The organism is Polyangium sp. 15x6 (assembly GCF_029960785.1).
Taxonomy (GTDB): domain Bacteria; phylum Myxococcota_A; class Polyangia; order Polyangiales; family Polyangiaceae; genus Polyangium.
Window position 1 is genome coordinate 85,077 of the sequence record NZ_JASBQE010000017.1, and the last position, 25,876, is coordinate 110,952.

21 protein-coding genes and 1 tRNA gene are annotated in these 25,876 nt (G+C 67.2%); 11 read left to right on the forward strand and 11 right to left on the reverse strand.

Annotated elements, in window-relative coordinates; all coding sequences use genetic code 11:
* Positions 1-38: 38 nt before the first annotated feature.
* Positions 39-3,191, forward strand: a complete 3,153-nt coding sequence (locus QHF83_RS15120; protein ID WP_282418604.1) for an amino acid adenylation domain-containing protein — start codon at positions 39-41, stop codon at positions 3,189-3,191.
* A 138-nt stretch (positions 3,192-3,329) separates the two neighbouring features.
* Here the strand turns inward: QHF83_RS15120 and QHF83_RS15125 are convergent, their stop codons facing one another.
* From QHF83_RS15125 to QHF83_RS15145, 5 genes are all read right to left on the reverse strand, one after another.
* The gene (locus QHF83_RS15125; protein WP_282418532.1) at positions 3,330-3,734 is read right to left on the reverse strand and encodes a hypothetical protein; all 405 of its coding nucleotides are present in this window, start codon (positions 3,732-3,734) and stop codon (positions 3,330-3,332) included.
* 85 nt (positions 3,735-3,819) lie between these two features.
* Positions 3,820-4,944: a sigma-70 family RNA polymerase sigma factor gene (locus QHF83_RS15130; protein WP_282418533.1), complete on the reverse strand. Its 1,125-nt coding sequence runs from the start codon at positions 4,942-4,944 to the stop codon at positions 3,820-3,822.
* Between the two features lie 44 nt (positions 4,945-4,988).
* The gene (locus QHF83_RS15135) at positions 4,989-5,699 is read right to left on the reverse strand and encodes a hypothetical protein (RefSeq protein ID WP_282418534.1); all 711 of its coding nucleotides are present in this window, start codon (positions 5,697-5,699) and stop codon (positions 4,989-4,991) included.
* Positions 5,700-6,079: 380 nt separating this feature from the next.
* Positions 6,080-7,228 carry a hypothetical protein gene (locus QHF83_RS15140; RefSeq protein ID WP_282418535.1) on the reverse strand — a complete coding sequence of 383 codons (1,149 nt, stop codon included), beginning with the start codon at positions 7,226-7,228 and terminating at the stop codon, positions 6,080-6,082.
* A gap of 284 nt (positions 7,229-7,512) precedes the next feature.
* Positions 7,513-7,791 carry a hypothetical protein gene (locus tag QHF83_RS15145; RefSeq protein WP_282418536.1) on the reverse strand — a complete coding sequence of 93 codons (279 nt, stop codon included), beginning with the start codon at positions 7,789-7,791 and terminating at the stop codon, positions 7,513-7,515.
* 1,479 nt (positions 7,792-9,270) lie between these two features.
* On the opposite strand from QHF83_RS15145, the gene QHF83_RS15150 reads away from it, so the two are divergent.
* Entirely contained in the window at positions 9,271-9,558 is a 288-nt protein-coding gene (locus QHF83_RS15150; protein WP_282418537.1) for a hypothetical protein, read from the forward strand.
* A 2-nt stretch (positions 9,559-9,560) separates the two neighbouring features.
* Here QHF83_RS15150 and QHF83_RS15155 read toward each other — a convergent pair whose 3' ends face one another.
* From QHF83_RS15155 to QHF83_RS15165, 3 genes are all read right to left on the reverse strand, one after another.
* On the reverse strand, positions 9,561-10,349 hold the full coding sequence (locus tag QHF83_RS15155; protein ID WP_282418538.1) for a hypothetical protein: 789 nt from the start codon (positions 10,347-10,349) through the stop codon (positions 9,561-9,563).
* Between the two features lie 212 nt (positions 10,350-10,561).
* Complete coding sequence (locus tag QHF83_RS15160) at positions 10,562-11,164, reverse strand: hypothetical protein (RefSeq protein ID WP_282418539.1); 603 nt, start codon at positions 11,162-11,164, stop codon at positions 10,562-10,564.
* Between the two features lie 317 nt (positions 11,165-11,481).
* A complete protein-coding gene (locus QHF83_RS15165; RefSeq protein ID WP_282418540.1) occupies positions 11,482-12,045 on the reverse strand; it encodes a hypothetical protein in 564 nt (187 codons plus the stop codon).
* Positions 12,046-12,415: 370 nt separating this feature from the next.
* On the opposite strand from QHF83_RS15165, the gene QHF83_RS15170 reads away from it, so the two are divergent.
* The 4 genes from QHF83_RS15170 to QHF83_RS15185 are packed head-to-tail and all read left to right on the forward strand — an operon-like array spanning position 12,416 to position 15,546.
* A complete protein-coding gene (locus QHF83_RS15170; protein ID WP_282418541.1) occupies positions 12,416-13,156 on the forward strand; it encodes a hypothetical protein in 741 nt (246 codons plus the stop codon).
* A gap of 53 nt (positions 13,157-13,209) precedes the next feature.
* Positions 13,210-13,869, forward strand: a complete 660-nt coding sequence (locus QHF83_RS15175) for a hypothetical protein (RefSeq protein WP_282418542.1) — start codon at positions 13,210-13,212, stop codon at positions 13,867-13,869.
* Between the two features lies 1 nt (position 13,870).
* Positions 13,871-15,001: a hypothetical protein gene (locus QHF83_RS15180; protein ID WP_282418543.1), complete on the forward strand. Its 1,131-nt coding sequence runs from the start codon at positions 13,871-13,873 to the stop codon at positions 14,999-15,001.
* An 11-nt stretch (positions 15,002-15,012) separates the two neighbouring features.
* Positions 15,013-15,546 carry a hypothetical protein gene (locus tag QHF83_RS15185; RefSeq protein ID WP_282418544.1) on the forward strand — a complete coding sequence of 178 codons (534 nt, stop codon included), beginning with the start codon at positions 15,013-15,015 and terminating at the stop codon, positions 15,544-15,546.
* A gap of 34 nt (positions 15,547-15,580) precedes the next feature.
* Here the strand turns inward: QHF83_RS15185 and QHF83_RS15190 are convergent, their stop codons facing one another.
* Positions 15,581-15,859, reverse strand: a complete 279-nt coding sequence (locus QHF83_RS15190) for a hypothetical protein (RefSeq protein ID WP_282418545.1) — start codon at positions 15,857-15,859, stop codon at positions 15,581-15,583.
* A 118-nt stretch (positions 15,860-15,977) separates the two neighbouring features.
* Between QHF83_RS15190 and QHF83_RS15195 the strand changes: the two genes are divergently transcribed.
* From QHF83_RS15195 to QHF83_RS15205, 3 genes are all read left to right on the forward strand, one after another.
* Complete coding sequence (locus QHF83_RS15195) at positions 15,978-17,993, forward strand: HTTM domain-containing protein (RefSeq protein ID WP_282418546.1); 2,016 nt, start codon at positions 15,978-15,980, stop codon at positions 17,991-17,993.
* A 77-nt stretch (positions 17,994-18,070) separates the two neighbouring features.
* Positions 18,071-18,146, forward strand: a tRNA-Ala gene (locus QHF83_RS15200).
* 292 nt (positions 18,147-18,438) lie between these two features.
* Positions 18,439-19,074 carry a DUF4360 domain-containing protein gene (locus tag QHF83_RS15205; protein ID WP_282418547.1) on the forward strand — a complete coding sequence of 212 codons (636 nt, stop codon included), beginning with the start codon at positions 18,439-18,441 and terminating at the stop codon, positions 19,072-19,074.
* Positions 19,075-19,139: 65 nt separating this feature from the next.
* On the opposite strand, the gene QHF83_RS15210 is transcribed toward QHF83_RS15205, so the two are convergent.
* On the reverse strand, positions 19,140-19,763 hold the full coding sequence (locus QHF83_RS15210; protein ID WP_282418548.1) for a histidine phosphatase family protein: 624 nt from the start codon (positions 19,761-19,763) through the stop codon (positions 19,140-19,142).
* A 209-nt stretch (positions 19,764-19,972) separates the two neighbouring features.
* On the opposite strand from QHF83_RS15210, the gene QHF83_RS15215 reads away from it, so the two are divergent.
* A complete protein-coding gene (locus QHF83_RS15215; RefSeq protein ID WP_282418549.1) occupies positions 19,973-23,896 on the forward strand; it encodes an MYXO-CTERM sorting domain-containing protein in 3,924 nt (1,307 codons plus the stop codon).
* A 71-nt stretch (positions 23,897-23,967) separates the two neighbouring features.
* Here the strand turns inward: QHF83_RS15215 and QHF83_RS15220 are convergent, their stop codons facing one another.
* Positions 23,968-25,149, reverse strand: coding sequence for a hypothetical protein (locus tag QHF83_RS15220; protein WP_282418550.1), 1,182 nt, complete (start codon positions 25,147-25,149; stop codon positions 23,968-23,970).
* 169 nt (positions 25,150-25,318) lie between these two features.
* On the opposite strand from QHF83_RS15220, the gene QHF83_RS15225 reads away from it, so the two are divergent.
* Positions 25,319-25,873 (forward strand): GNAT family protein, encoded by a 555-nt coding sequence (locus QHF83_RS15225; RefSeq protein ID WP_282418551.1) that lies wholly within the window; start codon positions 25,319-25,321, stop codon positions 25,871-25,873.
* Positions 25,874-25,876: the final 3 nt, after the last annotated feature.

Genomic DNA, 25,876 nt, shown 5'->3' on the forward strand with positions numbered 1-25,876 from the left:
CTGTTGGCAAGGGGGAAAGCGTGACGCTAACAACGATGATGAGCACGGATGCGCCTCGTGACAGAACGGTTCACTCTCTCTTCGAGGAGCAGGCCCGAGCGGCACCAGACATGATAGTGGCCGTGCACGAGGGGCGAACACTCACCTATGGCGCGCTCGATCGCAGCGCCGGACGGCTCGCACGCAGATTGCGGCGGTGCGGGGTGGGACCGGGCGTGCTCGTCGGCATATCCGTGGCCCGGTCACTTCCGATGCTCGTGGGCATTCTCGGCGTTCTCAAGGCGGGGGGCGCTTATGTTCCCATGGACCCCACATACCCCAAGGAGCGCCTGCGATGGATGCTTCACGAGACCGAGGCACCGGTGCTCGTCGCGCAGCCGGATCACGCGCGTCAGCTCGGATTCCAGGGCGACGTCGTCCCGCCCGATGATGACAAGGCGAACGGAGATGCCTACCTTCCATCGGGCGATCCGTTGCAAAATCTCACATCCGAGGCCCCGGCGTACGTGATGTTCACGTCCGGCTCGACGGGCCGCCCGAAGGGCGTCGTCGTGCCCCATCGCGCGATCGTCCGGCTCGTCGTGCAGACCAATTACATCGAGTTTTGTCGCTCCGATCGCGTCATGCACGCTGCGAGCTTGTCCTTCGACGCGTCCACGTTCGAGATATGGGGCGCGCTGCTCAACGGCGCGCGCCTCGTCCTCGTCCCGCAAGACACGTTGTTGTCGCCTGCCGCTCTCCGCGCCGCCAAGGACCGCGCCGGCATCACCGTGATGTTCGTGACGACCTCGATCTTTCATCATTTGGCGAGCGCCGATCCCGACGTCTTCTCGGGCCTCGAATATCTCGTCGTCGGCGGGGAGACGCTCGACCCGAAATGGGCTCGTGCCGTGCTGCGTACCGGCGGCGTGAGACGACTGATCAACGGGTATGGTCCGACCGAGAATACGACATTCTCCACGACGCATCTCGTCCGTGATGAGCCCGATGACACCTCGAGCATCGCGATCGGTCGGCCCATCGCAAAATCCACCGCCTACGTGCTCGATCCGGACCTCTCGCCCGTTGCCGCGGGTGTACCTGGCGAGCTTTATGTCGGCGGCGACGGGCTCGCCATCGGGTATCTTCGCCAGCCCGAGCTCACGGCCGATCGTTTCATTGCGGATCCGTTTTCGAGCAAGCCTGGGGCGCGGCTCTACCGTACCGGGGACTTTGCTCGTTATCTACAGGACGGCACCATTGACTTCCTCGGGCGACGAGATCGTCAAGTCAAGATCCGCGGCTTTCGCATCGAACTCGGGGAGATCGAGGTGGCGCTCTGCGCCTGTCCCCTCGTCAAAGAGGCCTCCGTGGTCGTGCGGGAGGACGTCCCCGGCGACAAGCGCATCGTGGCTTATGTCGTCGCCTACGCGAGCGTCGACACGAAGCAGATCGGCGCCTACCTCGAGGCACGCTTACCAAGCCACCTCCTCCCCTCACACACCGTACTCTTACCCGCGCTCCCCCTCTCGTGCAATGGAAAACTCGACGTCTCCGCCCTTCCGTCGCCACGGGACGTGCGTGCACGGGCCGAGTTCGACGAGGCGTCGCCTCCTTCCACGAGCACCGAGACGCACCTCGCACGAATCTTTAATGATATCCTCCGCATGGAGGGCATCCACCGGGAGGACTCCTTCTTCGACCTAGGAGGTGATTCTATCCTTGCCGCGCGGCTCATCGTCCGTATCCGCCAGGATTTTCGGGTTGACTTGCCCGCGCGATATCTCTTCAACGCGCCGTCGCTCGCGCGCCTTGCGCAGAATATCGACGATGCTCGACGCTGCGTCTGCAATGACGTCGCGTCGAGCACGATCGCGTCGTTCCACGACGACGTCGAGCTCGATCCGAGCATCCGCCCAGGTACTGCGACCCGCCCGAGCGGCCCTCCCCGGCATATCTTCTTGACCGGCGCCACCGGCTTTCTCGGCGCCTTCCTCCTGCGCGATCTCCTTCGACATACACGCGCGGAGATCTGCTGCCTCGTGCGCGCGGAGGATACGCAGGCGGGCATGGAGCGTATTCGCGCGGCGCTCACGATGTACGGACTGTGGCAGCCGCAGCACGAGGCACGCATTCTGCCCATTCCTGGCGATCTGAGGCAGCCGCTCCTCGGGCTCGATGCACCCCAATTCCACGCCCTAGCCGGGCAGGTCGACACGATTTACCATTCCGCCGCCGAGGTCAATTATGTCAAGCCCTACCACGCGCTCAGGGGCGCGAACGTCTCGGGGACGTGTGAGGTCCTCCGGCTGGCGTGCGCGATCCGGCAGAAGCCGGTGCATTACCTATCATCGATCGGTATCGTCGGCCATGTGGGTTATTTCAAGGGCGTGAGCGTCGTGTACGAGACCGATAATCTCGCGCACGGCGCGCCCTACCTCGATACGGACATGGGCTACTCACAGAGCAAGTGGGTCGCCGAGCAACTCGTCTCCACGGCGCGCTCGCGTGGGCTCGCCACGAGCATCTTCCGACCGGGGTTCATCATGGGCGACACGACGACGGGCGCCGCCAACGTGGACGATTTCGTCTGCCGGTTGATCAAGGGTTGCATACATGCGGGCTGTTATCCCGACCTGCCGCGCCAACGCAAGGACTTCGTCCCTGTCGATTACGTGAGCGCCGCCGTCACGCGCATCTCGCTGAACCCTGCAAACCTGGGCCGGACGTACCATCTCGTGCCGCCGGTGGCCGAGTCGCCCGATCTGCAGGGCTTCTTCGAACTCCTGCGCGGCGCCGGACATGCGCTCCGGAGGCTCCCGTTTGCGTCTTGGCTCGAATGCGTGGTCGATTCGGCCGGGCGCTCTCTGAGCAGCCCGCTCCTTCCGCTCATCCCGATGTTGACGGAAAAGGTGCACGAGGGGCTCACGCGATGGGAGCTCTACGAAGGCATGCCGGTCTTCGATGACACGAACACGCGCCAGGCGCTCGCGCATACCTCGTTATCATGTCCACCGCTTGACGCCAGGTTGCTGCGCGTCAACCTGGCATATCTAGGCGGTCGCACGCGCCACCGAGGGGCGCGACGCGGATCGAGCGTGGTGAAGGAACCGACCTCCGAGGTCACCTTCGAGCCTCGCGCGGAGCTCCGACCTAAGCTCCGAGGTTCCCTTCGAGGTCCGCGCCGAGCCCCGAACCGACCCTCGAGGTGACCTCCGAGAACGGTTTTATCACCCCTGACCCGGCGTAACCCGCTCGATCCCAATCCGGCTGACGACGGATCCGTCGCGTTGACGCGTGGTGGTGCCACTTCAGATCCAGTGGCCACCCTTTGGAACGCCGCGCTGGTGCTATGCCGCGCGCTTCCGCGCGAACACCTCCACCGTGATGTTGAACGCGGCGCGGTGCACTGCCTCGGCCGCGCGGACTGCTTCCTCCGCGGTCGCAGCAAAGCCGCGGAACACGTCCCGGCCTTCCGCGTCGATGGCCCCCTCCTCCACGTAGATGCAGCCATCACTCCCGAGCGCGAGCTTGTGGAGCATGGCCCACGCGAGCAAGTCCGCCGCGCTGAGCTTCATGGCTTCTTCGGCATGCAATGCGTAGCCGACGAACACCGGACGCCCCGAAGGCGGCTCGTCCTCGAGCTGGAAATAAAGCTTGCCGTCGCTGGCGAGCGCGAGCTCCGTGGCCAGCTCCGCAGGTTCGGACGGCTCGGGAGCGTGGGGGACCATTCTCTTGCTGAGCTTCCTGGGCATGGGACGTTTCCTTCGGCCCGTCGTTGTGACGGACCTACTTAGAGGGATTGGTTCGGCCGCGGCGAAGGGACACCGAAAAATTCACTCAGCGCGCGGCCTTCACGATTTTCCCGAGGACCGCTGCCCTCAGGTTGGGGAAGGGGTTCGCAGGGAAACGGCGATCGTAGCGAGCAAGAACCGCGCGGGCATCCGCGAGATCCCCCCGCTCCAAGGCGCCTCGGGCGCGATCCAGCAAGGCGCGCGCCTCGAGCAGGGGATCCGCCGGTTGATGCCCCGCAGTGAGATTCCGCGGTGGCGCCGCTGGCGGCGTGGTTGGCTGCGCGGGCGTCGGTTCCACGACAGGGACGTGCGGGACGCGCTCGTCCGTGTAGGCGCGTGCGGCCACCGGCACCGGGGCCGGCGCGGTCTGCATGAGGAGATAAACGATGACCGCGCCCACGATCCCGCCCGTGAAGTTTCCGCCGACGAACGAGCCGACGTTCGAAGCGACAGACGTGGCCGCCTCGGCATTGGGCACAGCATCGGGAACCGCTGGCTCGGCCCCCGACGCGAGGCTCTGCTCGACGATGGCGCGGAACTGCGCGAGCTGGGCCTCCGGCACCTGCTCCGTACGGGCGCGAATGAACGCGAACAGCCCGTCCACCGCGAACGGCAGGACCACGAGCCCGCGGTCGCGCATCTTCCTCTTGATTCGCCGGGAAAAGTCCTGCCGCGCTCGTTCCAGCCGATCCTTGACCGTTCGTTTCGAGCCCCCGATGAGCTGCGCCGTCTCCTCGTAGCTCAGCTCCGCGAGCTCCACGGCCGTGAGCACCTCGCGCAGATCCTCGTCCATTTCCCCGATGGTCTCGTGAACGAGCCGCTCATACTGCGCTGACGCCATGGCTTCCTCGGGGTTTTGCGCGCCCACCGGCAGGATGGTCACGTCTTGCTCGTCGGTGAAATCGCTTCGATAGTCCTCGCGCAGGCGATGATCGCGCGCCATCCGCCTCGTGATCACGTACAGCCAGAGGCCCAGCGAACCCTTGGCCGGGTCGTACCTCGACAACCCTGCAATGGCCGCGAGCAGCACCTCCTGCGTGAGGTCCGGGATGTGCTCGTCCGCGACGGGCCCCCAGGGGGGTGTGAGACGGGCCAGCCAGATCGGGACGCGGCGCGAGAACTGCACGAGCTGGTCACGCGTCGACGTGTTCGAGGTTCGTTCTTGGGTCACATCTTCGGGGATTGGGTCGACCCCCCGAGAGGGACACCAAAATCCTACGGGCGACAGCAAATCGTCGACGGGCGGAGGCGCTCCACCTCGCCGGTGGACGCACCGCCGATCGGCTGACACGTGCCCGGGTGGTACTTGACGTCCGACAGGGCCTTGCCCCCGAGCGCCGGTCCTGGTGGTGACAGGTCCAAACACACCTCTTTCAGCGACGAGATCGGGTACCCCGAAACCAGTGGCGTCAGACACATGGCGTCCGAGTAGATCGAGGCGGTCGCCGTGCACAGACTGCCGACGACCTCGGGCGAGCACGTGCAATCCGTGCAGGTCCGTTTGTCGTCGTAGCCGGCATAAATGACGAAACGATCGGTATAACTTTCGCCTTCGCAGGGGACATCCCCGTCCTGATACACACAGATCTGGAACTCGGGCGGGGGCGCGGGCGCGGGGGCACACTTCGCCGCGGAGCCGCACCCCACCTCCCCACCTTCCGGGAACCCCTCGCAGCCGATGACCGTCAGCCCCCACCTCGGCACGTCGGAGGTTCCCGTGAGGATGGGCTCCTTCTCCACCTCGCAGCCGACGTCCACGGCTTGCATCGGTCCAATCGTGAGAGACTCGACGCACGCCTTGCCGCCGCATTGTTTGCCGGCGGCGATTGCGCTCGTGTTCGAGCAGGCACCATCCCACTCGGTCGGAGGATCGAACGACGTCACGGTGGCCCCCGGCGCGCCGCACGCAGCGTTTTGCGCGGTCATCGTCGCGGGAAGGATGCACGTCCCGGTGGATGGCTTGCAGGCGCAAGCGCAGTCGAGCGGCCCGGCGATCAGGTCAGCGTACTTGGTGAAATGGTGTACGGGCGCCTCCGGGGGACATTCGAGAGAGTGACCCGGCGACTTCGCGATGAGGATAGGGTCGCTCCATCCGATGGGCCGCAAAGGGACGCACTGCCCGCCCCGCGCCTCGCATGATTTGGCCTCGGTGCCGCCGCCGCCCCCGTCTTCCTCGCCGCCATCGTTCGTTCCGGCGTCATCGGCATCCGGTCCGGCATCGCCTATCTCGTAGATGGTTATGGCGCCCACGTAGCAGGCTGCGGAGCAAAACACCAATGCAATGAATAACAAATTACGGACGATGGCTAGGGCTCCCATATGGCTCCTACTCCGATCGATGGTAAAATGAACGGCATACTCCAAATTTGTTCGGTGTCTCGTGCCCCAGGGCGAACCAATTCGATTTCACCCCTGGTACCTGCGGCCATGACCTCCGCATATCCCCGAAGCTTTATGCGGGCTGCAATCGGGAAATCGTACGAAACCCGCAGCCCCACTCCGACGAATGGTTGGGCACCGCCTTGTCCCGTTTTCGCTTGGCTGCCCACGGTAGCTTGATAAAAGCCGCCCGAGATCGGCATGCAGACGCGCGCACGCTCCCAGATGACAAGGCACGGAAGCCCTACCGCCGTCAGGAGCCACGTGCGTACCGGGACCTCGGCCACCTCACCCAGAGCATCGCCCACACCGCGAAACTCGACGCCGAGGCTTGCCCACGGCCAACGCAGCGACACCTGAATGGCTCCGCCGAAGGCGACGTTCGGAGTGTCGAACGGCGCGAACACGGCGGCCGCGGACAGCTCGGTCCGGAACGGCGGAGCGTCGGGAGCCGAGGGTGTTGAGGGCGTTGAGGGCGTTGAGGGCGTTGAGGGCGGGAACAGGGGCTCCTCATAAGCCCGCCGACGGAGCTGCGGTAGGGGCATGCTCGGCGGCGGGGGATTGGGTGCCTCCGGAGGCGCCGGCGGGACCAGGAGTGCCCACGCCTCCGGCTTCTCCCCCTTCACGGTCACGAACCGCACCGCCACCATGAGCGCGACGTCCTCGACGAGATCATTGCACTTCCCTCGGGGTGTCGCCGTTTCCTCCCATTGGACCGTCCCCTGCTCATCTCGCGCGCTGAGCACGGCCTCCAGTTGCCCCCCGGCACGCCGCACCGTGACGGAGAGGGACGCACGCGCCGATTCCGGGAAGACGTCGTAGCGGAACTTCGCGCTCGTCAACTCGGCAAGGGCCGCCTCCGTGGGACACCGAACGTCCGCGGGAACGACATACTCCAGCCGAAACGCGAGCCGCTGGTCCACCAGCGCGTCGTCAGCCATCGCAGGCGCCGCAAACGTGACGACCGAGGCAGTGAGCAGGTTGATACCCGGGTAGCGCATCGAATCCGTGGACGAACCTTTGTCTACCAGGAAGCGACCGGAAAAGACAAGAGGCCCGGCGCACGGTTCGGTCATGACGAACCAGGGAGCCCGCCCGGACGAACCCAGGCTTCCGCCTACGGCCATTCGCCGGACATCAACAGTTTCGGCCGCCCCGCTGGCGCGTGGTGGTGCCACTTCGGACGTTGCCGCCCTTTGGGGCTCAGGGGCAGATTCACGCGCGGGCCTTCTCGCGGTCCTCGTTCAACGGTGAACTGGGCGTAGAAGGACGAATGTCGAGTGGACCCGAGGTGGCTTCCCCGGTCCGGCGCTGCCCGGACATCCGCCGTCGTGCACCCCGGCCCGGCTACGCGCGGGGATCACTGGGGGGGGGTGGACGGGACGGGGGGGTTGCAGAAGCAGACCCACCCGAAGCCGGTTCCTATGCAGAAGCCGGATTGGCTCCCCAAGCTCTTGCAGGTAGCGATGCACGCGGGATCACCGCCTCGGAGGCAAGCCAGCGCGGGATCCTCCGAGGCGCGGGTGGCGACCAGGGCTTCATCCGCCTGCGCCGCCGGATCCTCCACGCTCGCCACGCATCCGAAGGCCACGGGTGCGACGGCGACTGCAATGAGCGCCGCGATCTTCGAGAGCTTCATGACGACCTCCCTTGTTTTCGCCGTCGGCCCTCGTCGCGCCGCAAGAGGCGCGCATTGCAACCCACACCGCGCGTCGATCTGCATCCGACCAGCTACAATCATCTCCTGGTACGGTTCGGACGAATGTCGAGTGGACCTGCCGGCGTATCCATCGCCTCGTGGACCTGACCGGCGTCACGGTCGTTCGCGTGAGCGCCCTCGATCCCCGCCCCTCGGGGATGACCGTCGGATGACCGTCGGGGCCGCGAGACGATGATTTGATTTTGACCGGTCCGTGAGAATCAACCTGCCGGACCACGTCGCGGAGGCTGGTGGTCTCCGTACCTGCCCTGCCGGGCCGTGTAACCCATGGTCACGGTCCACGTCCCGGAGTCCCCGGGTTGTGCCACCCGAGGTGATGGGTCGACCTCTCGAGAAGCGAAAAAGTGTCACCCGAGGTCCCGGTCTGAAGTGTCACCCAAGATTCCAGTTGCACAACCTCCGAGGTCACCTTCGAGGTCCGCGCGGAGCTCGGAACCAACCTCCGAGGTCACCTTCGAGGTCCGCGCGGAGCTCGGAACCGACCTCCGAGGTTACCTTCGAGGTCCGCGCGGAGCCCCGAACCGACCTCCGAGGTCACCTTCGAGGTCCGCGCGGAGCCCCGAACCGACCTCCGAGGTTACCTTCGAGGTCCGCGCGGAGCTCGGAACCAACCTCCGAGGTCACCTTCGAGCTTCGCGCGGAGCTCGGAACCAACCTCCGAGGTCATCTTCGAGCTTCGCGCGGAGCTCGGACCTAACCTCCGAGGTCACCTTCGAGGTCCGGGCGACGCTCGAAGCCAACCCCCGAGTACGGTTCCGGTCTGACCCGGGGTCGCCAACCCCGCGGATCTTGGATGAATTTCGCGTGTGGTACGCCGGTAGCGGTTGATCATGGCGCTTGACTCGTGCCCCGTTCGGTCTTGTACCCACGCCTCCGTCCGCGCGAACAACTCCGGCCGGCGGATGCCTGCCAACTCCAGATGTTGACGGAACCGGATGGGAGTCTCCCTTACAGTAGGTCCTTGTCCCTTCCGCTGCCCATCGTCGTACACGAAGACGAGCGCGTCCCCTGACACGCGCAAGCCTCTTGCGGCGCAATCATCTCGCCACGCGCGCAACGCAGCAGCCACTCCGGGCGACAGTGCCCGCGCACGGGGTTCGTCCGTCTTGTTTACGTCGAGCACGACGACGACGAGCTCCAGGTTGATGTCCGACCACTTCGACGGTCATCCGACGTTCATCCCCGAGGGGCGGGGATCGAGGGCGCTCACGCGCGAACGACCGTGACGCCGGTCAGGTCCACGAGGCGATGGATACGCCGGCAGGTCCACTCGACATTCGTCCGAACCGTACCAGGAGATGATTGTAGCTGGTCGGATGAAGATCGACGCGGTGCGGGTTGCAATGGGCTCCTCTTGCGGCGCGACGAGGGCCGACGGCAAAAACAAGGGAGGTCGTCATGAAGCTCTCGAAGATCGCGGCGCTCATTGCAGTCGCCGTCGCACCCGTGGCCTTCGGATGCGTGGCGAGCGTGGAGGATCCGGCGGCGCAGGCGGATGAAGCCCTGGTCGCCACCGCCGCCTCGGACGATCCCTGGCCTTGCCTCCGAGGCGGTGATGCCGCGTGCGACGCTTACTGCAAGAGCATGGGGAGCCAATCCGGCGTCTGCTGGGGACTCCTCCCCCTGTGGATCTGCGTCTGCCGCCCCCCCCTCCCGTCCACCCCCCCCAGTGATCCCCGCGCGTAGCCCTAGGCTGGGTGCCGCTCGAGCAGGATGTCGCGCACCGCCAGCAGCCGCCCGTCGGGCTCGCGGGCCAGCCGGACAATCCCGTCGCCCCCGCGATTCTCCATCCGCCGGCGATAGGCGGCATCGACCAGCGCATCGTCGTCGAAAACGATGTCGTCGATCCAGTAGGGCCGCCGCCCGGGCTCGAGCACGGTCAGATGGACATGCGCGGGCAGGCTTCGGTCAGGATAGGGCGCGGGCTTGATCGTCTCGAAGCGGTAGCGCCCGTCGGCTCCGGTCTTCGCCCAGCCGCGCAGCCGGCCGTGGCGGCGGCTCCACTCGGTCTCGGGCGTGCCGTTGGCATAAAAGCCCGCTGAATTGGTGTGATAGGCGTAGATCGTCACGCCGGCCGCAACCCTGCCGTCGAGCGCGATCACCGTTCCCGCCAGCACCAGCGGTTCGCCCGGCTCGCCCGGCGGCGCGATCCGCGCGCTCGAAGCGGTCGGCTGCCGCTCGAACACGCCCTCGCAGCCCTCGCACCGGTAGAGATCGGCGCGCGCCGCCGATTGCCGCGGCTTGCCGTCCGCCGCCCGGCACGCGCCGAGCGCCACCAGGCCGCCCATTCCCAAGATCAGTTGCCGACGGTCCATTGCGCTCCCCTTCGCGAGCGCGCAGCCTATCAATCCTCCGGCGTCTCCGCCACCGGTGCCGAGCCGCACGAACAGCCAGTCGCGGATCGCCGGGCCTTCGCTCGCGCCGATCGTGCGGAGGAGACGGCGCGGCGTGCTTTGTTTGGGGATGCTCGCGCTCACCGCGTGCGGGCGAGAGCCGCCGCCCGGTCGCAGCGCCGCCCACCTTCGCTCGTCGGCGGCGCGGAGGGCAGCTTTGGCCTGCTCGCGGCGTCTGCGGCGCTGCTCGGTGCGGCGAGGAGGCGGCGCTCGAAAAAGAGCGGACCGTCGTCGTCGACGCCGCGCGCTCGCGTCTGCCTTCGCGAGCGCGTCAACCCGATCGCTTCATTCGAGGTTCACAGGCAGGTATGGGCGAGGCAATCCTGACCGGCGGGGCAGGGATAACTCGGCCCGCACACGATCGGATCGAGGCACCCAGGGATCGGCGCGTTGCACGTCCACGGCTCGACGCAATCCGCGATGGTCTTTTGCTCCACGTCCGAAGCCTCGCTACAATCATTCGTGCACTGGGCGCCGTCCGTGGCGTCCAGGAGCCCGCATTGTAGCATCTTCTTGCAGGCGTCTTGGCACCTCGCCAGGTTATTGCCCCCGCCTCCGCCGCTCGAGCTCGCGCTCGAGCTCGACGTGGTGGTCGCGTTGTTCTGGCACGCCCCCGTGGTCTCCCCCGCCGCCTTTTGGCACGTCTGGTCCGAGGCGCAGTTCACGTTCGAGAGGCACCCGGCCTTGCAATCGGAGAACGTCGCGTCCGCGCAATGTTGGCCCGGCTGACACGACTTCGCGATCATGTCGGGGAAACTGCCGCACGACGTGAAGCCCTGCTGGGGATCCGTGCCGCCGGTGGGCCCGGAGTCAGCGTCGCCCTCCCCCCCACAGGCCACGAACGCAACGAGGAGCGTCGACACGAGCACACCAAAAACAAGCGACGAAGAGCGGACCATCAAGACCTCCTGAGCGCCATCCATCCGTGGCGCCGTACCGAAGATGCTCGGGGGATCCGTTCGTCGCAGACATTCTGCATGCCCCCCCCGAATTTCATCGGCCGGCGCCAGATGTAGGCGGGGACGCCGCCGCAGGCCGAGTACTTCGAGCTCTTCGCGCCGGCGGACGGCGCCCCCCTCTTCCGCGTCGTGCAGAAGCAATGATGCCTCCGGGCGCTGATTCTTTGCCTCGGGTCGGGTGTGTGGCCGGCGTGAGGTGAGCTGCGCGAGAGGGGGCCGTCGACGCGCTTTCCGACCGGGAATGCCCGAGAGCCGCGCTATCCCTTCGCCGGCGCGGAGACGGCGGCCGCCTCGGGCGCTGTCGAGCGCTTGTAACGGCGAATCGCCGATTCCCCGATCGCCTGGGTGGCGGCCGTCGCAGCGAGCGCCCCCGCAGGTACGGCGAAGGCCGGGTTCAAGGTCATCGCGACAGCCACCGGAGCGGCGGCGCTGGCGGCGCAAGCCGCCACCACGGCCACGAGCTCCGTCACGCGCTCGGATTGGTCGATGTCCTTCCCGAAGAGCAGCGCTATCTCGAGGATGAGGTACAGGTGCATCCTGGTAAGGATCGATGCGCCGGCGACGAATCCCAGGCCTTCGTATACGATGCCGAACCCAGGGATGGCGGCGGGCGCATGAACGAGGCCGCCCGCGGCGAACGAGATCGCCGAGGTCGATGCAATGAGACGACGCGCCTGCTGCTCGGGCGACTCGTCCGGATACATGCGCCGCACGCGCTCCGCGACCGATCGGATACGGGACTTTCGGAGCCTCAGGATGAAGTAGAACAAATCATCGGTGAACAGGCTTTGCTGATCGGCTGCCTGCTGCGCGGTTGCCATGGTTGCCCCCTCTCGTGGAACGCCTCGAACAGATTGTGTCCTGACCAAGAGGTCGCCGGCGGAACCCCCATTCCCACACACGCCGGGCTGGCTACGGCTGCCGCAAGGTTGCCATTCTCCTTCGAGCGTGATGGACAGCCGAGCTCCTCTGGGCGCTTCTGTCCCATGCTCGGGCGCCTTGCGAAAGCTGTACCGGTTCGGGTCGCACGCTCCTTCTCGCGGGTCACGCCGGGTCAGGGGCGATGGGACCGTACTCCGAGGTCACCTTCGAGGTCCGCCGTACTGTCCGTCCCCCCTTGCCAGCCATCCCGAGCGAGCTGTACAGTGCCCAACCATGACAGCGTCCGTCCGTGACCTACAAATCGGGGAGATGATCAGTGTATCTGCGCACTGGCTTGATCCCCAGCACAAGCCCTTGTTCCTCTCCATCCCGGAGGTCGCGCCGCTCATCGGGCGCGTCGAGACCGTGCATGCGGGCCTCGTCGCAGCGCGGGACGGCGACTCTTCGGCGTCCACGCTCCGCGCCCTCGGCGACGAGGCCGAGTCCCTCGACGATCGGCACGACCACCTCTCGCGCGCTCTCTTCTATTCAATGCTCGCGGCCCAGCATTACGAGCTCGGGAAGCATGTGCCCAATGAAGCGAAGGCGGAGGTCATCGAGAGCGCGCGGGAGGCGCTCTTCCCCGAGCGCCTCAACATCGTCTCGGCCTCGTACCAGGCGGAAGCGGGCAATGCCGCGCAGATCGCGAAGCTCGCCGAGGGCGAGCTCGCCCCCGTGCTCGGGGCGATTCACGTCGACAAGGACACGTCCGCGAAGGACGTCGCCATGCAGCTCGGCGATACGGGAAAGCAGCTCGGCGCCGTCGAGAATCAGAAGCCGCAAGCCGCCGCCGAGGCGCAGAAGAATGCCATTGCGCCGGCCGAGGTCCGCAAACGGATGCGCGCATGGGCGAAGGTCGCCGGGACGATTCTCGCGAACCTCGACGAATCGGTCGCGCCCGCTGCGATGGTGGACGCCATTCGCGCCCCATTGCTCGCGGCGGCGGAGAAGGCGACGGCGAGGAGGCGCGCGAAGCGAGCGGCGAAGGCGAAGCAAGCGCCGGAAGGTTGAGGCTTGGGGGGAGCGGGTTGATTTCCTGGTCAAACCCGTGAGAGCATGACCGCATGAACCCGCTCCTCCGCGCTGTGGCGATCGGGCTGATCGCCCTCGTTTTGCCGAGCTGTTCGATCATGGATCCCGACGATCGCCAGGCGCTGCGTGATCGCCTCGCCGGGATGGTGCCGAACGACATCCTCCAGTTGACGAAAGGGACCATGAACGGGAAGGCGATCCTCTATTTCGAAGAGGAGCCCACCAACAATCAGGTGGGGAAGCTCCAGTGCCGCGAGTATGTCGACGGGCAGTGGCAAGATTGGAGGGACGAGCCCGATAAGGCCTGGATGGTCTACGACGTCCTCCAGTGCCTCAGAGAGATTCCCTTTTACGTAACCTTCCTCGATTGCAAGGATAAGTTTTTGTACGAGGAGACTTCGTTGAAGAAGGGCGACATCATGGCGCAGCAGAGCCCCGGCAAGGACGTGGAGTGCCGGTTCGAGTACGATGAGCGGTACGAGCTCGAGAAGCTCCCGGAGGACATCTGGAAGGCAGAATCGATCTCGTTCGACGACATGATCGACTTCCTGGTCAGGCTCCCCTCGCCGCCGCCCGGCTTCATCGCGCCCGAGCTCGCGCCCCTGCTTTGTCCACTCGGCGCCGGGCCCGGGTGGGGGTGCCCGAGCGATCCGGTCACCGAAACGGATCCGCCGACGGAGGGAGGTGGTTGACGTGAAGCCGCATCCAACCGCCGAACCCAGCAAGCCCATTGCGCCGGGTCCGAGCGCCGCGCTCGAGGGCGAGCTCAGGCTGGAGTACTGGCACATGGAGGACCACGCAGGAAAGGAGGCGATCTCAATGGAGCTCGCCAAGCTCCTCCTCCGAGCGTTTCGTGATCCCGTTCCGGAAGAGGACATGGAGTGGGCGCGGCTTCACCGCAAACGAAAAGTGTTGAACCTGTTAGGGCCGCGGCGGTGCAACGCTGGAGAATGGGCGTACGAAGGGTACCTCGCGAGCACGGGCGGCACGTTCGAGGGGCGAAGCATGCCGCCATGGAGGAGCCCCGCGTTCGATCACGAGCCCTGGTACGACTTCGGTGACCGCGTGGCGGGCGCCCCCGAAGGCGAGAGCGAAGAGGAGACCCTGGCCGCAGCCTTGGCCGCATTTGGAAGCCGCGCGGGGCAGCCGGCGCCGGCGCCGTCGGAGCACTGGCGCGCGGCAGCCGGGGACGTTCGAACGAAATGGGCGCATAGGAAGGATCTCGCCTCGAAAGTGCCGCTCGAACCCGTGAAAGGATCGGTTGTCCCTCCGGGTACGAGGGAGCGATTGCGGGAGCTCCGAATGAGGCGGGCCGAGATCACGTTCGTTCCCCTGGCGCCGGGCCCCTCAGCCGCACGTGAGGCTGAGCTCGCGAGGGAGCTTTATTGCACGGTCGACCGTGCCGAGCAGAGAGCTCTCCTCGCCGAGCTCTTCGAGCTCGATCGCCGGGCCAAACAAGATCCCGTCCCCGAGGAGGACGTGGCGTGGGCTCAGGCCCACAGAGGGCCCGAGCCCCGCATGCTCCGAAAGCTACGTCCCATTCGGACGCGGATCGCCGCCGAGCTCGCCTATCACGCATATTGCGAGACCGACGGCGTCCCTGTGGACGAGAGCGCGATCGAGAACCGCCGCCTCCCGGAGGAGTTCTATTGGGTCGGCGATCGAATGATCGATCATTTCGACGAACCCGAGCAAGAGACGCTAGCGGCGGTCCTCGCCGTGCATGCGGCATGCACACGAAAGGCGCCTCCGCGCTCCTCGGAAGCCTGGCTCGCCGCGATCCGCAAGGTCCGCGAAGTTCTACCGAAGCCCCAGAGATTATGAATCCCCGCGCCATGGTCACGCTTTGCGGGCCACTTCTCGCCGCACTTCTCCACTCCCGCACAGCCCACGCCGATCCCCACCCGTGGCAATTCGACGTAAAAGCTTCCTACGTCGTCCTCGGCGACCACGCCCAGCGCTCGACCGGCGGCCTCATGCCATCCCTCTCCGCCCGCCGCACCTTTGCCCTACGCGAAAACGTATCCCTCGGCCTCGGCGCCAATCTCGGCGCGTTCGGCCTCTTTCGTGACGCGGCCTGGATGGGCATCCTCGGAGGCCCCCTCCTGAGCGCCAGCCTTCAACCATCCCGCGCCCCATTGTCCTTCGAGCTCGCCGCGCACCTCGATTTCGGCCGCGTCCCGGTCTGCAACGCGTGGGGCCTCTGCTCGCGATATCTCGGCTTCTTTCCCGCCATCCATCTCGGGATCGCCTACACGCTCGCGAAGCACCTGGCCCTCGTCGCGGCCTGTGGCGTGCGCGTCCTCCGCACGCTCGCGTGGACCGGCGCCAGCGTGGAGCCGGCCGTCTCCGGCAGGTTTTCCTTCTGAGCGACTTGTCAAGGCCCAACCGAGAGCGGCCCTGCTACGCCCCGCCCGTTCGAGCGCTCTCCGCGGGCGACGAGGCATCTCCCGGCGTCGATGCCGCTTCGCTCCGGGATTTCCACACGTGATGGATCACGATGACCGCGGCGATCACCCATGCGATCTGCGTCGCCCGATGCTCCAGCAGCCGGTCGAGGAGGACCTGCCGTGCGTAGTCCCATATCCTCGGCCCGCGCGGCGTCTCCCCGGGGATCAGACATAACACCCCTGCGATGAACGTGCACCAGGCCAGGGTCTTCCGTTCCGTAGCGGTAAGCATGCGATAGCCCCGCTCGATACGCGGGATCGGGCCGAGCCTAACGCAAATTTCCCGCGTGCGGGGAAGGGAAGTGAAGGCGTGCGGCGGCTCGAAATTCGCGCTAATGGGGGAACGCCCCATGAGCTCCGCCACCGGCCAGCCGCCCATCGACGCAAGCCCCGAGGCCCTCGACGAAGCGCCAGAAGAGGCCTCCCAGGCCGCGCCCGCCGCCGCCGCCGAGACGCCCAAAGGCCTCGGGTGGCTCTCGTGGCACCTCCAGGGCTACTGGACGATCATCCGCGACGTCTACCTCTCGATCGACCGGCGGACCCTCGGCTTCGCCCGGATCATGCTCGGCTTCCTCCTCGTCACGGACCTCTTCCGGCGCACGCCGGACTGGCTCCACATGTACTCGGACAAGGGGGTCCTGCCGACGCACCTGAACCTCTTCCGGCCTCAGGCCTGGGGCGCGTTCACCCTCTTCAATGCCTTCTCCACCGCCCCCGAGCTCTGGGCCCTCTGGGCGGTCCTCCTCGTCACGTTCACCTGCGTCCTCGTCGGCTACAAGACGCGGATCGCCCACGCGCTCGCCGCGATCTTCGTGGCCAGCATGAATGGCCGCATCCTCCTCATCGAGAATGGCGGATACGTCGTTTTCAACCTCCTCGTGATGTGGACCGCGTTCCTCCCGATGGGGGACCGCTTCTCCGTCGACGCCCTGCTCGACTCGATGCGCCGCCGCAAAGAGGCAAACGCGGACGAGCTCAACGACCGCACGAACCTCATCGAGCCGCGCAAGCTCGCGCCGCACGTCTCGCTCGTGGCCGGCGTCGTCCTCCTCCAGATCGCCGCCATTTATTACTTCAACGTCGTTCACAAGACCGGGACGGCCTGGAAAAACGGCACGGCGGTCCATTACGTGCTCTGGGTCGACCGCATGGTCACGCCCCTCGTGGCGGCCGTGCGTGGCCTCGTCCCGCCCGCGCTCATCATCGTCGCCACGAAGTTCGTCCTGATGGCCGAGGCCACGATCCCGATCTGCGTCGCCTCGCCGCTCGGCCGCTCCTGGGCCCGCCGGCTCGCCATCTCGCTCATGTGCATCCTGCACATCGGCTTCGGCGCGACCTTCGTCCTCGGCCCCTTCGCCTGGGCGATGTGCGTCTTCTCCACGCTGCTCTTCACCACCGACGACTGGGAGCTCGCCGCCCGCACGATGCGCCGCACGCACCGCGCGCGTGTCGTCCTCTTCGACCCCTCGTCCGGCGCCTCGCTCTGGCTCTGCCGCGTCCTCAAGCGCCTCGACCGTTACGAGCTGCTCACGTTCCGCGCCGCGGAGGGCCTCACGCGTGGCATCGCCGCCGAGAGACCGAAGGACCACGCGCGCCTCGAGCAGAGCGCCGCGCTCGCCGACATCGTCGCGGCCTTGCCGCTCGGCCCCACGATCGCCTGGCTCTTGCGCGTCCCTGGCCTCTCGCACCTCGTCGACGCGATCTGCAGCGCCGTCACCGCGCGTGACGTCTCGCGGATCTTCGGCCTGCGTGTCCCGCGCGCGCCGGGCCCCGTGACCCTCACCGAGCCCTCGCCGCTTCGTCGCAAGGTCGGCCGGTTCGTCGTGACGCTGCGCGAGCTCGCGGTCGTCGCGATGCTCGCGGGCGCGGTGAACCAGGCGCTCGTCGAGCTCTGGGTCGTCAACCGCCGCGTGAAGGTCCCGCACCCCGAGCCTTTGCGCGTGCTCGCGCAGAAGATGCGGTACCTCCAGGGCTGGTTCATGTTCTCGCCGAACCCCGTGATGGACGACGGCACGATCATCGTCGACGCGAAGACCATCGACGGCCGCTCGATCGATCCGTTCACCGGCAAGCCGCCGGAGTTCGACCTCACGAAGGCGCAGAGCCTCCGGTACAACCAGATCTGGAGCGACTACTTCAACCGCATCCACCTGCCGGCGAACTCCGCGTACCGGGACGCGATGCGGGACTTCATCTTCCGCTACCCGGAGCGCACGGGGCGCCCGGAGGACGCGATCGTCTCGGGGGACGTGTACTGGATCCAGGACATGAACCCGCCCTTCGGCAAGACGGCGTCGTACAAGCTGGAGAAGAACAAGCTGTTCTCCTTCGAAAACCCCGCCACCCGCAGCCAGCCGAAGCCGTGAGGCGAGCCGGCCGTCGAAAGCGAAACTTTCGTCTTGACTCGGGAGGCTCAATCAGTAGAGTCCCGCGAGTCGCTGACGGGCCTGTAGCTCAGTTGGGAGAGCGCTAGAATCGCACTCTAGAGGTCGCAGGTTCGATCCCTGTCAGGTCCACCAAGAAAAACCCGCAGCGAAAAAAAAGCGCCGTGTTCCGAGCTGGAACACGGCGTTTTTCGTTTTCCATACGTCGCTTCCGCGCGCTCCTCCCGGGCGGCACGCTGGCGCGTTCGAAAACGCGGGAAAGGAAGCGCGCGAAGAGCGCCGTCCGAGGCTTGCGACCGCCTGCTCGTCTCCTCAGGTTCGCGATCGGACGGCACGAAGGGGGCGGTCTGGGCGGACCCCTGCGCCTTCGTCGTGCCCATACACCGCCGCGGGCCATCACCCGCGAGCGATCTGGGGGGACATCATCATGAAGAAGCTCTTCGTTGCGTTCGTCGCGGCTGGTTCGGCCGTCCTCGGCATCTCGGAGCGAGCCGATGCACAGCCCTACGACCTCGTCGAACCGCCCGAGGGCGTCGAGATCCGCGGGCTCGTGTACAACGGCACCGGCTGCCCGCAGAGCTCGGTCGCCGGCACCCTCTCCGAGGACCGCAAGGCCCTCGAGCTCATCTTCGGGGCCTTCACCGCCGAGGCGAGCCCGATCGGCTTGCCGAGCGAGGCGCGCAAGTTCTGTCAGCTCACCGTCGATATGGCCTTCCCGCAGGGCTACAGCTTCTCGCTCGTCTCGGCCGACTACCGCGGCTTCGCCGACCTCGAGGCGGCCGTCGTCGGCACGCAGACGTCGAGTTACTACTTCACCGGCGGCTTCGGGCGCACCTTCCGCACCAGGCTCGTCGGTCCCTTCTCGGAGAACTACTTCCGCCGCGACAACCTCACCCTCGAGGCCGCGGTGTGGTCGCCGTGCGGCGCGACCCGTCCGCTCAACATCAGCACGCAGGCGGCCGTCTCGACGCTCGCGAACCGCTCGGGCAGCGGCCTCATGACCGTCGACTCGGTGAGCCTCGTCGTGCGGCAGACGTACGGCATCGCGTGGCGCAGGTGCTGACGCGATCTTCGTGAACGAACGGCGGGCCTCCGGACGTGTGTTCGTCCGGGGGCCCGCGATCGTTTTCAGGTCAAACCTTCGAGGTGGCCGCGGTCGTTGATGCAGAGGATGCGCACGGTGTCCTCGTGGCGCTCGACGCGCTGGACCGAGCAGTTGTCCACGCGGAAGACGACCGGCGGCGGCTGCTCCGAGGGCACGCCGAGCAGGTGGTAGAGGAGCTGGTTGATGGCCACGCCGTGGCTGACGAGCACGATCCGGCCCTCGACGCCGCGGGCGAAGAGGCCCTCGACGAAGCCCGCGATCCGGGTCCTGCAGTCGACGTTCGACTCGCCGCCCGGGGGACGGAAGAGCGGGTCGCGCGCGAGGAGCGCGCGCCACACGTCGGGGTGGCGCGCCTCGATGTCGGCGAACGAAGTGCCGGTCAGGTCGCCGAAATTGCGTTCGCGCAGGGCCGGGTCCGCGACGAGCGGAACGCCTGATTTTTCGACGAGGGGCGCTGCCGTTTCCAGGGCCCGCGGCAGATCACTCGCGTAGATCGCGGTGACTGGCTTCTCCATGATCCGCCGGGCCACGGCCTCGGCTTCGCGGCGTCCGCGCTCGGTGAGGGGTGAGGGGCCGTGCCCCGTGAAGACACGATCGCGGTTCCCTTCCGACTGACCGTGGCGAACGATGATGAGTTCGATGTGCATGGTGTGAGAGCGGCTGCGCTCGTGCTCAGCATAACGCGTCCGCAAGGGGTGAGGACCACGAGCCGCACGCATTGATGCCTGCAGGCATCGAGATGAATTCTTCTTCATGCAGCAGGATCGCGGCTCTTGTCGGGGTGACGCGCGGATCGACTGCTGGTACGGAACTTGATGGTAAACCGCGGTTGCATCCGATTGCTTGGAGAGGACGCATGAGAAGAAGAACGGCCCTCAGCGGTATCGTCGCCACGCTCATTTGCGGGGCGGCGGGGACCGTGAGCGCAGAACCGGCGCAGCGTTTCCAGGTCACCCAGCGGGGTGACTTCATTTTGATCGGCAACACGCTCGCGCACGACTGCGGTCCTGGAGTCCCCGCGCCGATCGCCGGAAGCGTCGGCGCCTGCGGCACGAACACGAACGACTCGGCGCCCGACGTGTACTGGCAAGCGGACGCGCAGGCCTCCGCTAGCACGATGGTGGGCGCGAGTTCCGCGAGGACGACCGCGCAACTGACCCTGCCGGTCGGCGCCAACGTGACGCATGCGTACCTCTACTGGGCTGCGCGCAGTCCGACCGGGGTGGCCGATCTCGAAGTGACCCTCGATCATCCTCTGGGCGACTTCTCCCACAACATCACGGCGATCGACTCCGTGCTCGGGGATCCGCTCTCGACCATCAGCGGGTACTACCAGTCGGTCGCCGACATCACGGCGTACGTGCAGCAGTACCGCACGGGCCCCTACCGCGTGAGCGGCGTCGACACGGTGGCGCTGAACAACCTCAACAACAACTCGGTGTTCGCCGGCTGGTGGATGGTCGTCGTCTACGAGCTCCAGAGCGAGCCGCCGCGCAACATCACGCTCTTCGACGGCTTCGACGAGGTCAGCAGCGAAAACCAGGACGGCATCGCGGCGACAATCTCCGGCTTCGCCATCCCGCTCGCGGCCTATAACGCGAAGCTCGGCGTCGTCGCGTACGAGGGCGATGATCAGCAAGGCGGCGACAGCCTGAGCTGGGACGCGGTTCCACTTTTTGACGCCACCAACCCCGTCAACAACTTCTTCAACGGCACGCGCTCGCGCCTTGGCGCGCCCGTCTCGGTGATGGGGGATCTGCCGCAGCTCACGGGCGGCGCGCGGAGCATGAGCGGCATCGATCTCGACATCCTCGACATCACGAGCATCGTCACGCCCGGCTCGACCTCGGCCGAGCTCGTCGCGAAGACGTCGAGCGACGGCTACATCCTCGGCGGCTTCATCACCGCGATCTCCACGCTCAAGCCGAACTTCACCTCGTCCGCGAAGAGCGTCACCGATCTCAACGGCGGCGTGATCACCCCCGGCGACGAGCTCGAGTACACGATCGTCGTCAGCAACACGGGCGACGACACCTCGAAGGAGACGGTTCTCAGCGACAAACTACCCGTCGAGGTGACCTACGTCCCGGGCTCGCTCGAGGTCGTCACGGGCCCGAACATGGGCGTGAAGACGGACACGACGGCCGACGATCAAGGCGAGTTCGACGCGGCCACGAGCACGGTGATCGTTCGTCTCGGCACGAACGCCAACGCCACCGTGGGCGGCACGCTCAACGTCGGCGAGACGACCACGATCCGCTTCCGCGTCACGGTGAATCCCGGCGTCGGCGGCAGCATCATCAACCAGGCCATCATCAACGCGGGCGGCACGCAGGGCGCGCCCCCCGAGGACACGCCGACCGACGGCAACGGCGGCGACCCCGGCGCGCCTCCCACCGTGGTCATCGTCGACTCGGACGGCGACGGCCTTTCGAACGACGACGAGAACGCCGCCGGCACCGATCCGAACGACGCCGACTCGGACGACGACGGCGTGGTCGACGGCAACGAGCCGCAGTGGGACATCGACTCCGACGGCGACGGGCTCATCAACGCGCTCGATCCCGACAGCGACAACGACGGCCTGCTCGACGGCACCGAGCTCGGCCTCGGCTGCGACGATCCCGCGACGAACGTCTCGGCCGGCGCGTGCCGCCCGGACGCGGACATGGGCGCGACGACGACCGATCCGCTCGACGCCGACACCGACAACGGCGGCATCGGCGACGGCTCCGAGGACGCAAACCTCGACGGCAAGATCGATCAGGGCGAGGGCAACCCCCTTGATCCCAGCGACGACAGCACGATCAACGACACCGACGGCGACGGCCTCTCCGACAACGTCGAGCTCGTGCTCGGCTCGGATCCGAACGACGCCGACAGCGACGACGACGGCGTGATCGACGGCCAGGAGCCAAACCCGTCGATCGACACCGACGGCGACGGCGTGGCCAACGTGCTCGACGCCGACAGCGACAACGACGGCCTGTTCGACGGCACCGAGCTCGGGTTCGACTGTTCGAACCCCGCGACCGACGCGAGCGCCGGCACCTGCAAGCCGGACGCGGACAGCGGCGCGACGACGACGAGCCCGATCGACGCAGACACCGATGACGGCGGCGTGTCCGATGGTTCGGAGGACGGAAACCTCAACGGCCAGATCGATCCGGGCGAGGGAGATCCGAACAACCCGGCCGACGACAGCACCATCGCCGACACGGATGGCGACGGCCTCTCCGACATCGTCGAAGGCACGCTCGGCACCGATCCGAACGACGCGGACACGGACGACGACGGCGTGCCCGACGGGCAAGAGCCGAACCCCGCCGAGGACTCGGACGGCGACGGCCTCATCAACGCGCTCGATCCGGACAGCGACAACGACGGCCTGCTCGACGGCACCGAGCTCGGCTACGACTGCAAGGCACCCGGCACGAACGAGGTCTTCTGCGTGCCCGACGCCGACATGGGCGCGACGAAGACGAGCCCGATCGACGCCGACACGGACGGCGGCGGCGTGAAGGACGGCTCGGAGGACACGAACCTCAACGGCCAGATCGATCCAGGCGAGAAGGATCCGAACGATCCGAGCGACGACAGCATCATCATCGACTCGGACGGCGACGGCCTCTCCGATGACCTCGAGGAGCACCTCGGCTCGGATCCGAACGACGCGGACACGGACGACGACGGCGTGCCCGACGGCGCCGAGCCGAACCCGTCGTTCGACACGGACGGCGACGGCGTGCCGAACATCTCCGACGCCGACAGCGACAACGACGGTCTCTTCGACGGCACCGAGCTCGGCCTCGGCTGCGACAGTCCCGCGACCGATCCGAACGCCGGTCGCTGCGTGCCCGACGGCGACATGGGCGCGACGAAGACGAACCCGCTCGACGCGGACACGGACAACGGCGGCATCTCCGACGGCTCCGAGGACTGGAACCTCAACGGCGTCGTCGATCCGGGCGAGGGCGATCCGAACAACCCCGGCGACGACAACACCATCGTCGACACGGACGGCGACGGGCTCGGCGATGATCTCGAGGACTTCCTCGGCTCGGATCCGAACGACGCGGACACGGACGACGACGGCGTGATCGACGGCAAGGAGCCGAACCCGAGCGACGACTCGGACGGCGACGGCATCAAGAACGTCGTCGATCCGGACAGCGACAACGACGGCCTGCCCGATGGTCTCGAGCTCGGTCTCGACTGCTCGAACCCGGCGACGGATGCGGCGGCGAACATCTGCAAGCCCGACGCGGACGGCGGCGCCACGACGACGAGCCCGATCGATGCGGATACGGACAACGGCGGCATCCCCGACGGCGTCGAGGACGCGAACGGCAACGGCGCGGTCGATGCCGGCGAGACCGATCCAACGAACCCGAGCGACGACGTCGAGTGCAACACGGACGCCGATTGCGGCGGCTCGACGAGCGGCATGGTCTGCAACGAGAGCAACGCTTGCGTCGAGGGTTGCCGCGGCAGCGGCGGCAACGGTTGCCCGACGGGGCTCGAGTGCACCTCGATGGACAGCAGCATCGGGCAGTGCGTCGATCCGACGGGCGTGGGCGGCGCAGGCGGTGAGGGTGGCGCAGGCGGCGGCGGCGGTGCGGCGGGCGGCGCGGGCGGCAGCGACACGGCCGACGGCATCGCGCTCAGCGGTGGTTGCGCGGGATGCACGGTCGCGACCGATGACGACGCCTCGCGTGGCCTGCTCGCGGCGCTCGGCGCGGCGCTCCTCGCCTTCGGCCGCCGCCGCCGGCGCGCTTGAGGCCATGAAAAAGGGGCTCGGCCTTTCGCGCCGAGCCCCTCCTTCCCCCGTTCATCTCTCCAAACCCGAGCTCACTTGCAGCAGAAGGTCACCGCGCCTTCGGGCGTGAGCTCTCCTGTCGGCGCGCCGCCCGTCGGGGCGCAGGAGCCGCTCGGCGTGGCCGCGACTTGCTGGATCGACCACGTGCTCGAGTCGAGCGGCGCGCTCACGTTCCTGCACGTGCCGCTGTCCACGGCGATCGGATTGTCGCCGCCGGCCATGCACTCGTCGTAGTCGAAGAAGCGGTATTGCCCGCCCATGCACGTCGTGTCGGGCTCGCACGCGCACGCAGAGCACGCGCGCGTGTCCGTGGCGCTCTTGTAACTCACGACCTGCGTGAAGCCGGCGGGGCATGCGTGCTCGCCCTCCTGACGGAGGCAGAGGCTCTCCGTGGACGTGGGCTTCGGCGCGCACGCCGAGCCGGCGCCGCAGCCGCCGTTCGAGGTCTTGGCGTCGCACACCGTGATCTTGCCGGCGAAGGGCTCCTTGTTCTGGAACTCGCTCACGGAGGGCGGACAACTCCCGGGCTCGGTCACCATCGCGGACCCGTTCAGGCGGCACGAGAGGTTGATGGCGAAGCCGAGCAGGTCCGTCGGTTTGGCGCAGGCCCCGTTCTGGAACGCGCCGGTCCAGTTCTGGCCGCCGCCGAAGCAACCGGTCGAGTTCGGATGACACTGCAGCCCCGGCGTCGAGCACGCCGCGCCTTGCAGATCCCCGCACGTACACGCCGAACACTCGGCCGCGCCCGCGGGATCCGTGAAGAGCTCCTCGGGCACGAAGCCGGGTTCGCAGGACGCGGGCGTCGCGTCTCCTTCCGCGGTCCACGCGTACGACCACCCCGCCGGTGCGTCATCCACGCAGGTAAAACCCTCCGTGCAATCGGCGTCCGCGCAGTCGACATCGCCGTCGCCGTCGTTGTCCGCGCCGTCGAGGCAGTCCTCGGTCCCGCTCATCCCGGCGCCCGCGCCGCCTTGTCCGCCGCCGCCTGGTCCGCCGCCGCCTGGTCCGCCGCCGCCTGGTCCGCCGGAGCCGCCGGGGCCCGCGTTCGTGGTGTTCCCTGCGCCGGCGCTCCCGCCGGTCTGGAACACGTCGGACGTATCGGTGCCGCATCCGAAGAGCGAGGCGCCGAGCAGGGTGAGCGCGCCGCCTGCGAGGGCGGTGGAGGCGACGATGGAGAGACGCAATGTGCGACGAGGCCGAACGCGGGTGAACATGGTTAAGCTCCCGGGTTTCCGAAGGATTCGAACGACCCCGAGAGATACCGTGAAACGTGGGATTCGAGAAGGATCGTCGCGCGCCCTACTGCATCCATTGCGCGAGGGGACGACTGCCCTTAGCATCGCGGGCCTCGCGGACCCCCCGCGCGTTTTTTTCTCGATGACGATGGCCTTGTCTGCGGTTCCGCGTCCTTTCCAGGTCCAGCTCGTGCCGCCTCGCGCGGCTCATGCGCAGCTCTGGTTCGGCTGGCGTAGCGAGGCGCACGCCCAAAGGCACATGCCGATCGAGCCCTGGTCGGTCGACGCGCTGCGCCGCCGCCTCGTCGCATCGACGCCGGACCTCTCGGACCCGGAGAAGCAGGAGCACCGCTGGATGGTGCAGTGGCAGGAAGAGTGCGTGGGGATCGTCTCGATCCTGCGGCCGAGCTTCCGCCTCGGCCACGCCGAGCTCAGCTACCACGTCGCGCAGGCCTACCATCGCCGAGGAATCGCCACGCAGGCGGTGGCGGCGCTCGTCGATCGTGTCTTCGAGCAGACCGACCTCGCGCGGCTCTACGCCTACATCAGCGAGCCGAACCGCCCCTCGCGCAGGCTCGCGGAGAAGCTCGGCTTCGTACTCGAGGGCACGCTGCGCGAGCATTTCATGATCCACGGCCGCCGCGTGGATCAGTGCGTGTACGGCCTGCTCCGCCGCGAGTGGAGTTCGCCGCGCAAGCGCTGAGCT

Bases quoted from the DNA above. Each gene is read 5' to 3' on its own strand.
- QHF83_RS15120 (WP_282418604.1), top strand. From the start codon at position 39: ATGAGCACGGATGCGCCTCGTGACAGAACGGTTCACTCTCTCTTCGAG.
- QHF83_RS15125 (WP_282418532.1), bottom strand. From the start codon at position 3,734: ATGCCCAGGAAGCTCAGCAAGAGAATGGTCCCCCACGCTCCCGAGCCG.
- QHF83_RS15135 (WP_282418534.1), bottom strand. From the start codon at position 5,699: ATGACCGCGCAAAACGCTGCGTGCGGCGCGCCGGGGGCCACCGTGACG.
- QHF83_RS15140 (WP_282418535.1), bottom strand. From the start codon at position 7,228: ATGACCGAACCGTGCGCCGGGCCTCTTGTCTTTTCCGGTCGCTTCCTG.
- QHF83_RS15145 (WP_282418536.1), bottom strand. From the start codon at position 7,791: ATGAAGCTCTCGAAGATCGCGGCGCTCATTGCAGTCGCCGTCGCACCC.
- QHF83_RS15150 (WP_282418537.1), top strand. From the start codon at position 9,271: ATGAAGCTCTCGAAGATCGCGGCGCTCATTGCAGTCGCCGTCGCACCC.
- QHF83_RS15160 (WP_282418539.1), bottom strand. From the start codon at position 11,164: ATGGTCCGCTCTTCGTCGCTTGTTTTTGGTGTGCTCGTGTCGACGCTC.
- QHF83_RS15165 (WP_282418540.1), bottom strand. From the start codon at position 12,045: ATGGCAACCGCGCAGCAGGCAGCCGATCAGCAAAGCCTGTTCACCGAT.
- QHF83_RS15170 (WP_282418541.1), top strand. From the start codon at position 12,416: ATGATCAGTGTATCTGCGCACTGGCTTGATCCCCAGCACAAGCCCTTG.
- QHF83_RS15175 (WP_282418542.1), top strand. From the start codon at position 13,210: ATGAACCCGCTCCTCCGCGCTGTGGCGATCGGGCTGATCGCCCTCGTT.
- QHF83_RS15185 (WP_282418544.1), top strand. From the start codon at position 15,013: ATGGTCACGCTTTGCGGGCCACTTCTCGCCGCACTTCTCCACTCCCGC.
- QHF83_RS15190 (WP_282418545.1), bottom strand. From the start codon at position 15,859: ATGCTTACCGCTACGGAACGGAAGACCCTGGCCTGGTGCACGTTCATC.
- QHF83_RS15195 (WP_282418546.1), top strand. From the start codon at position 15,978: ATGAGCTCCGCCACCGGCCAGCCGCCCATCGACGCAAGCCCCGAGGCC.
- QHF83_RS15205 (WP_282418547.1), top strand. From the start codon at position 18,439: ATGAAGAAGCTCTTCGTTGCGTTCGTCGCGGCTGGTTCGGCCGTCCTC.
- QHF83_RS15210 (WP_282418548.1), bottom strand. From the start codon at position 19,763: ATGCACATCGAACTCATCATCGTTCGCCACGGTCAGTCGGAAGGGAAC.
- QHF83_RS15215 (WP_282418549.1), top strand. From the start codon at position 19,973: ATGAGAAGAAGAACGGCCCTCAGCGGTATCGTCGCCACGCTCATTTGC.
- QHF83_RS15220 (WP_282418550.1), bottom strand. From the start codon at position 25,149: ATGTTCACCCGCGTTCGGCCTCGTCGCACATTGCGTCTCTCCATCGTC.
- QHF83_RS15225 (WP_282418551.1), top strand. From the start codon at position 25,319: ATGGCCTTGTCTGCGGTTCCGCGTCCTTTCCAGGTCCAGCTCGTGCCG.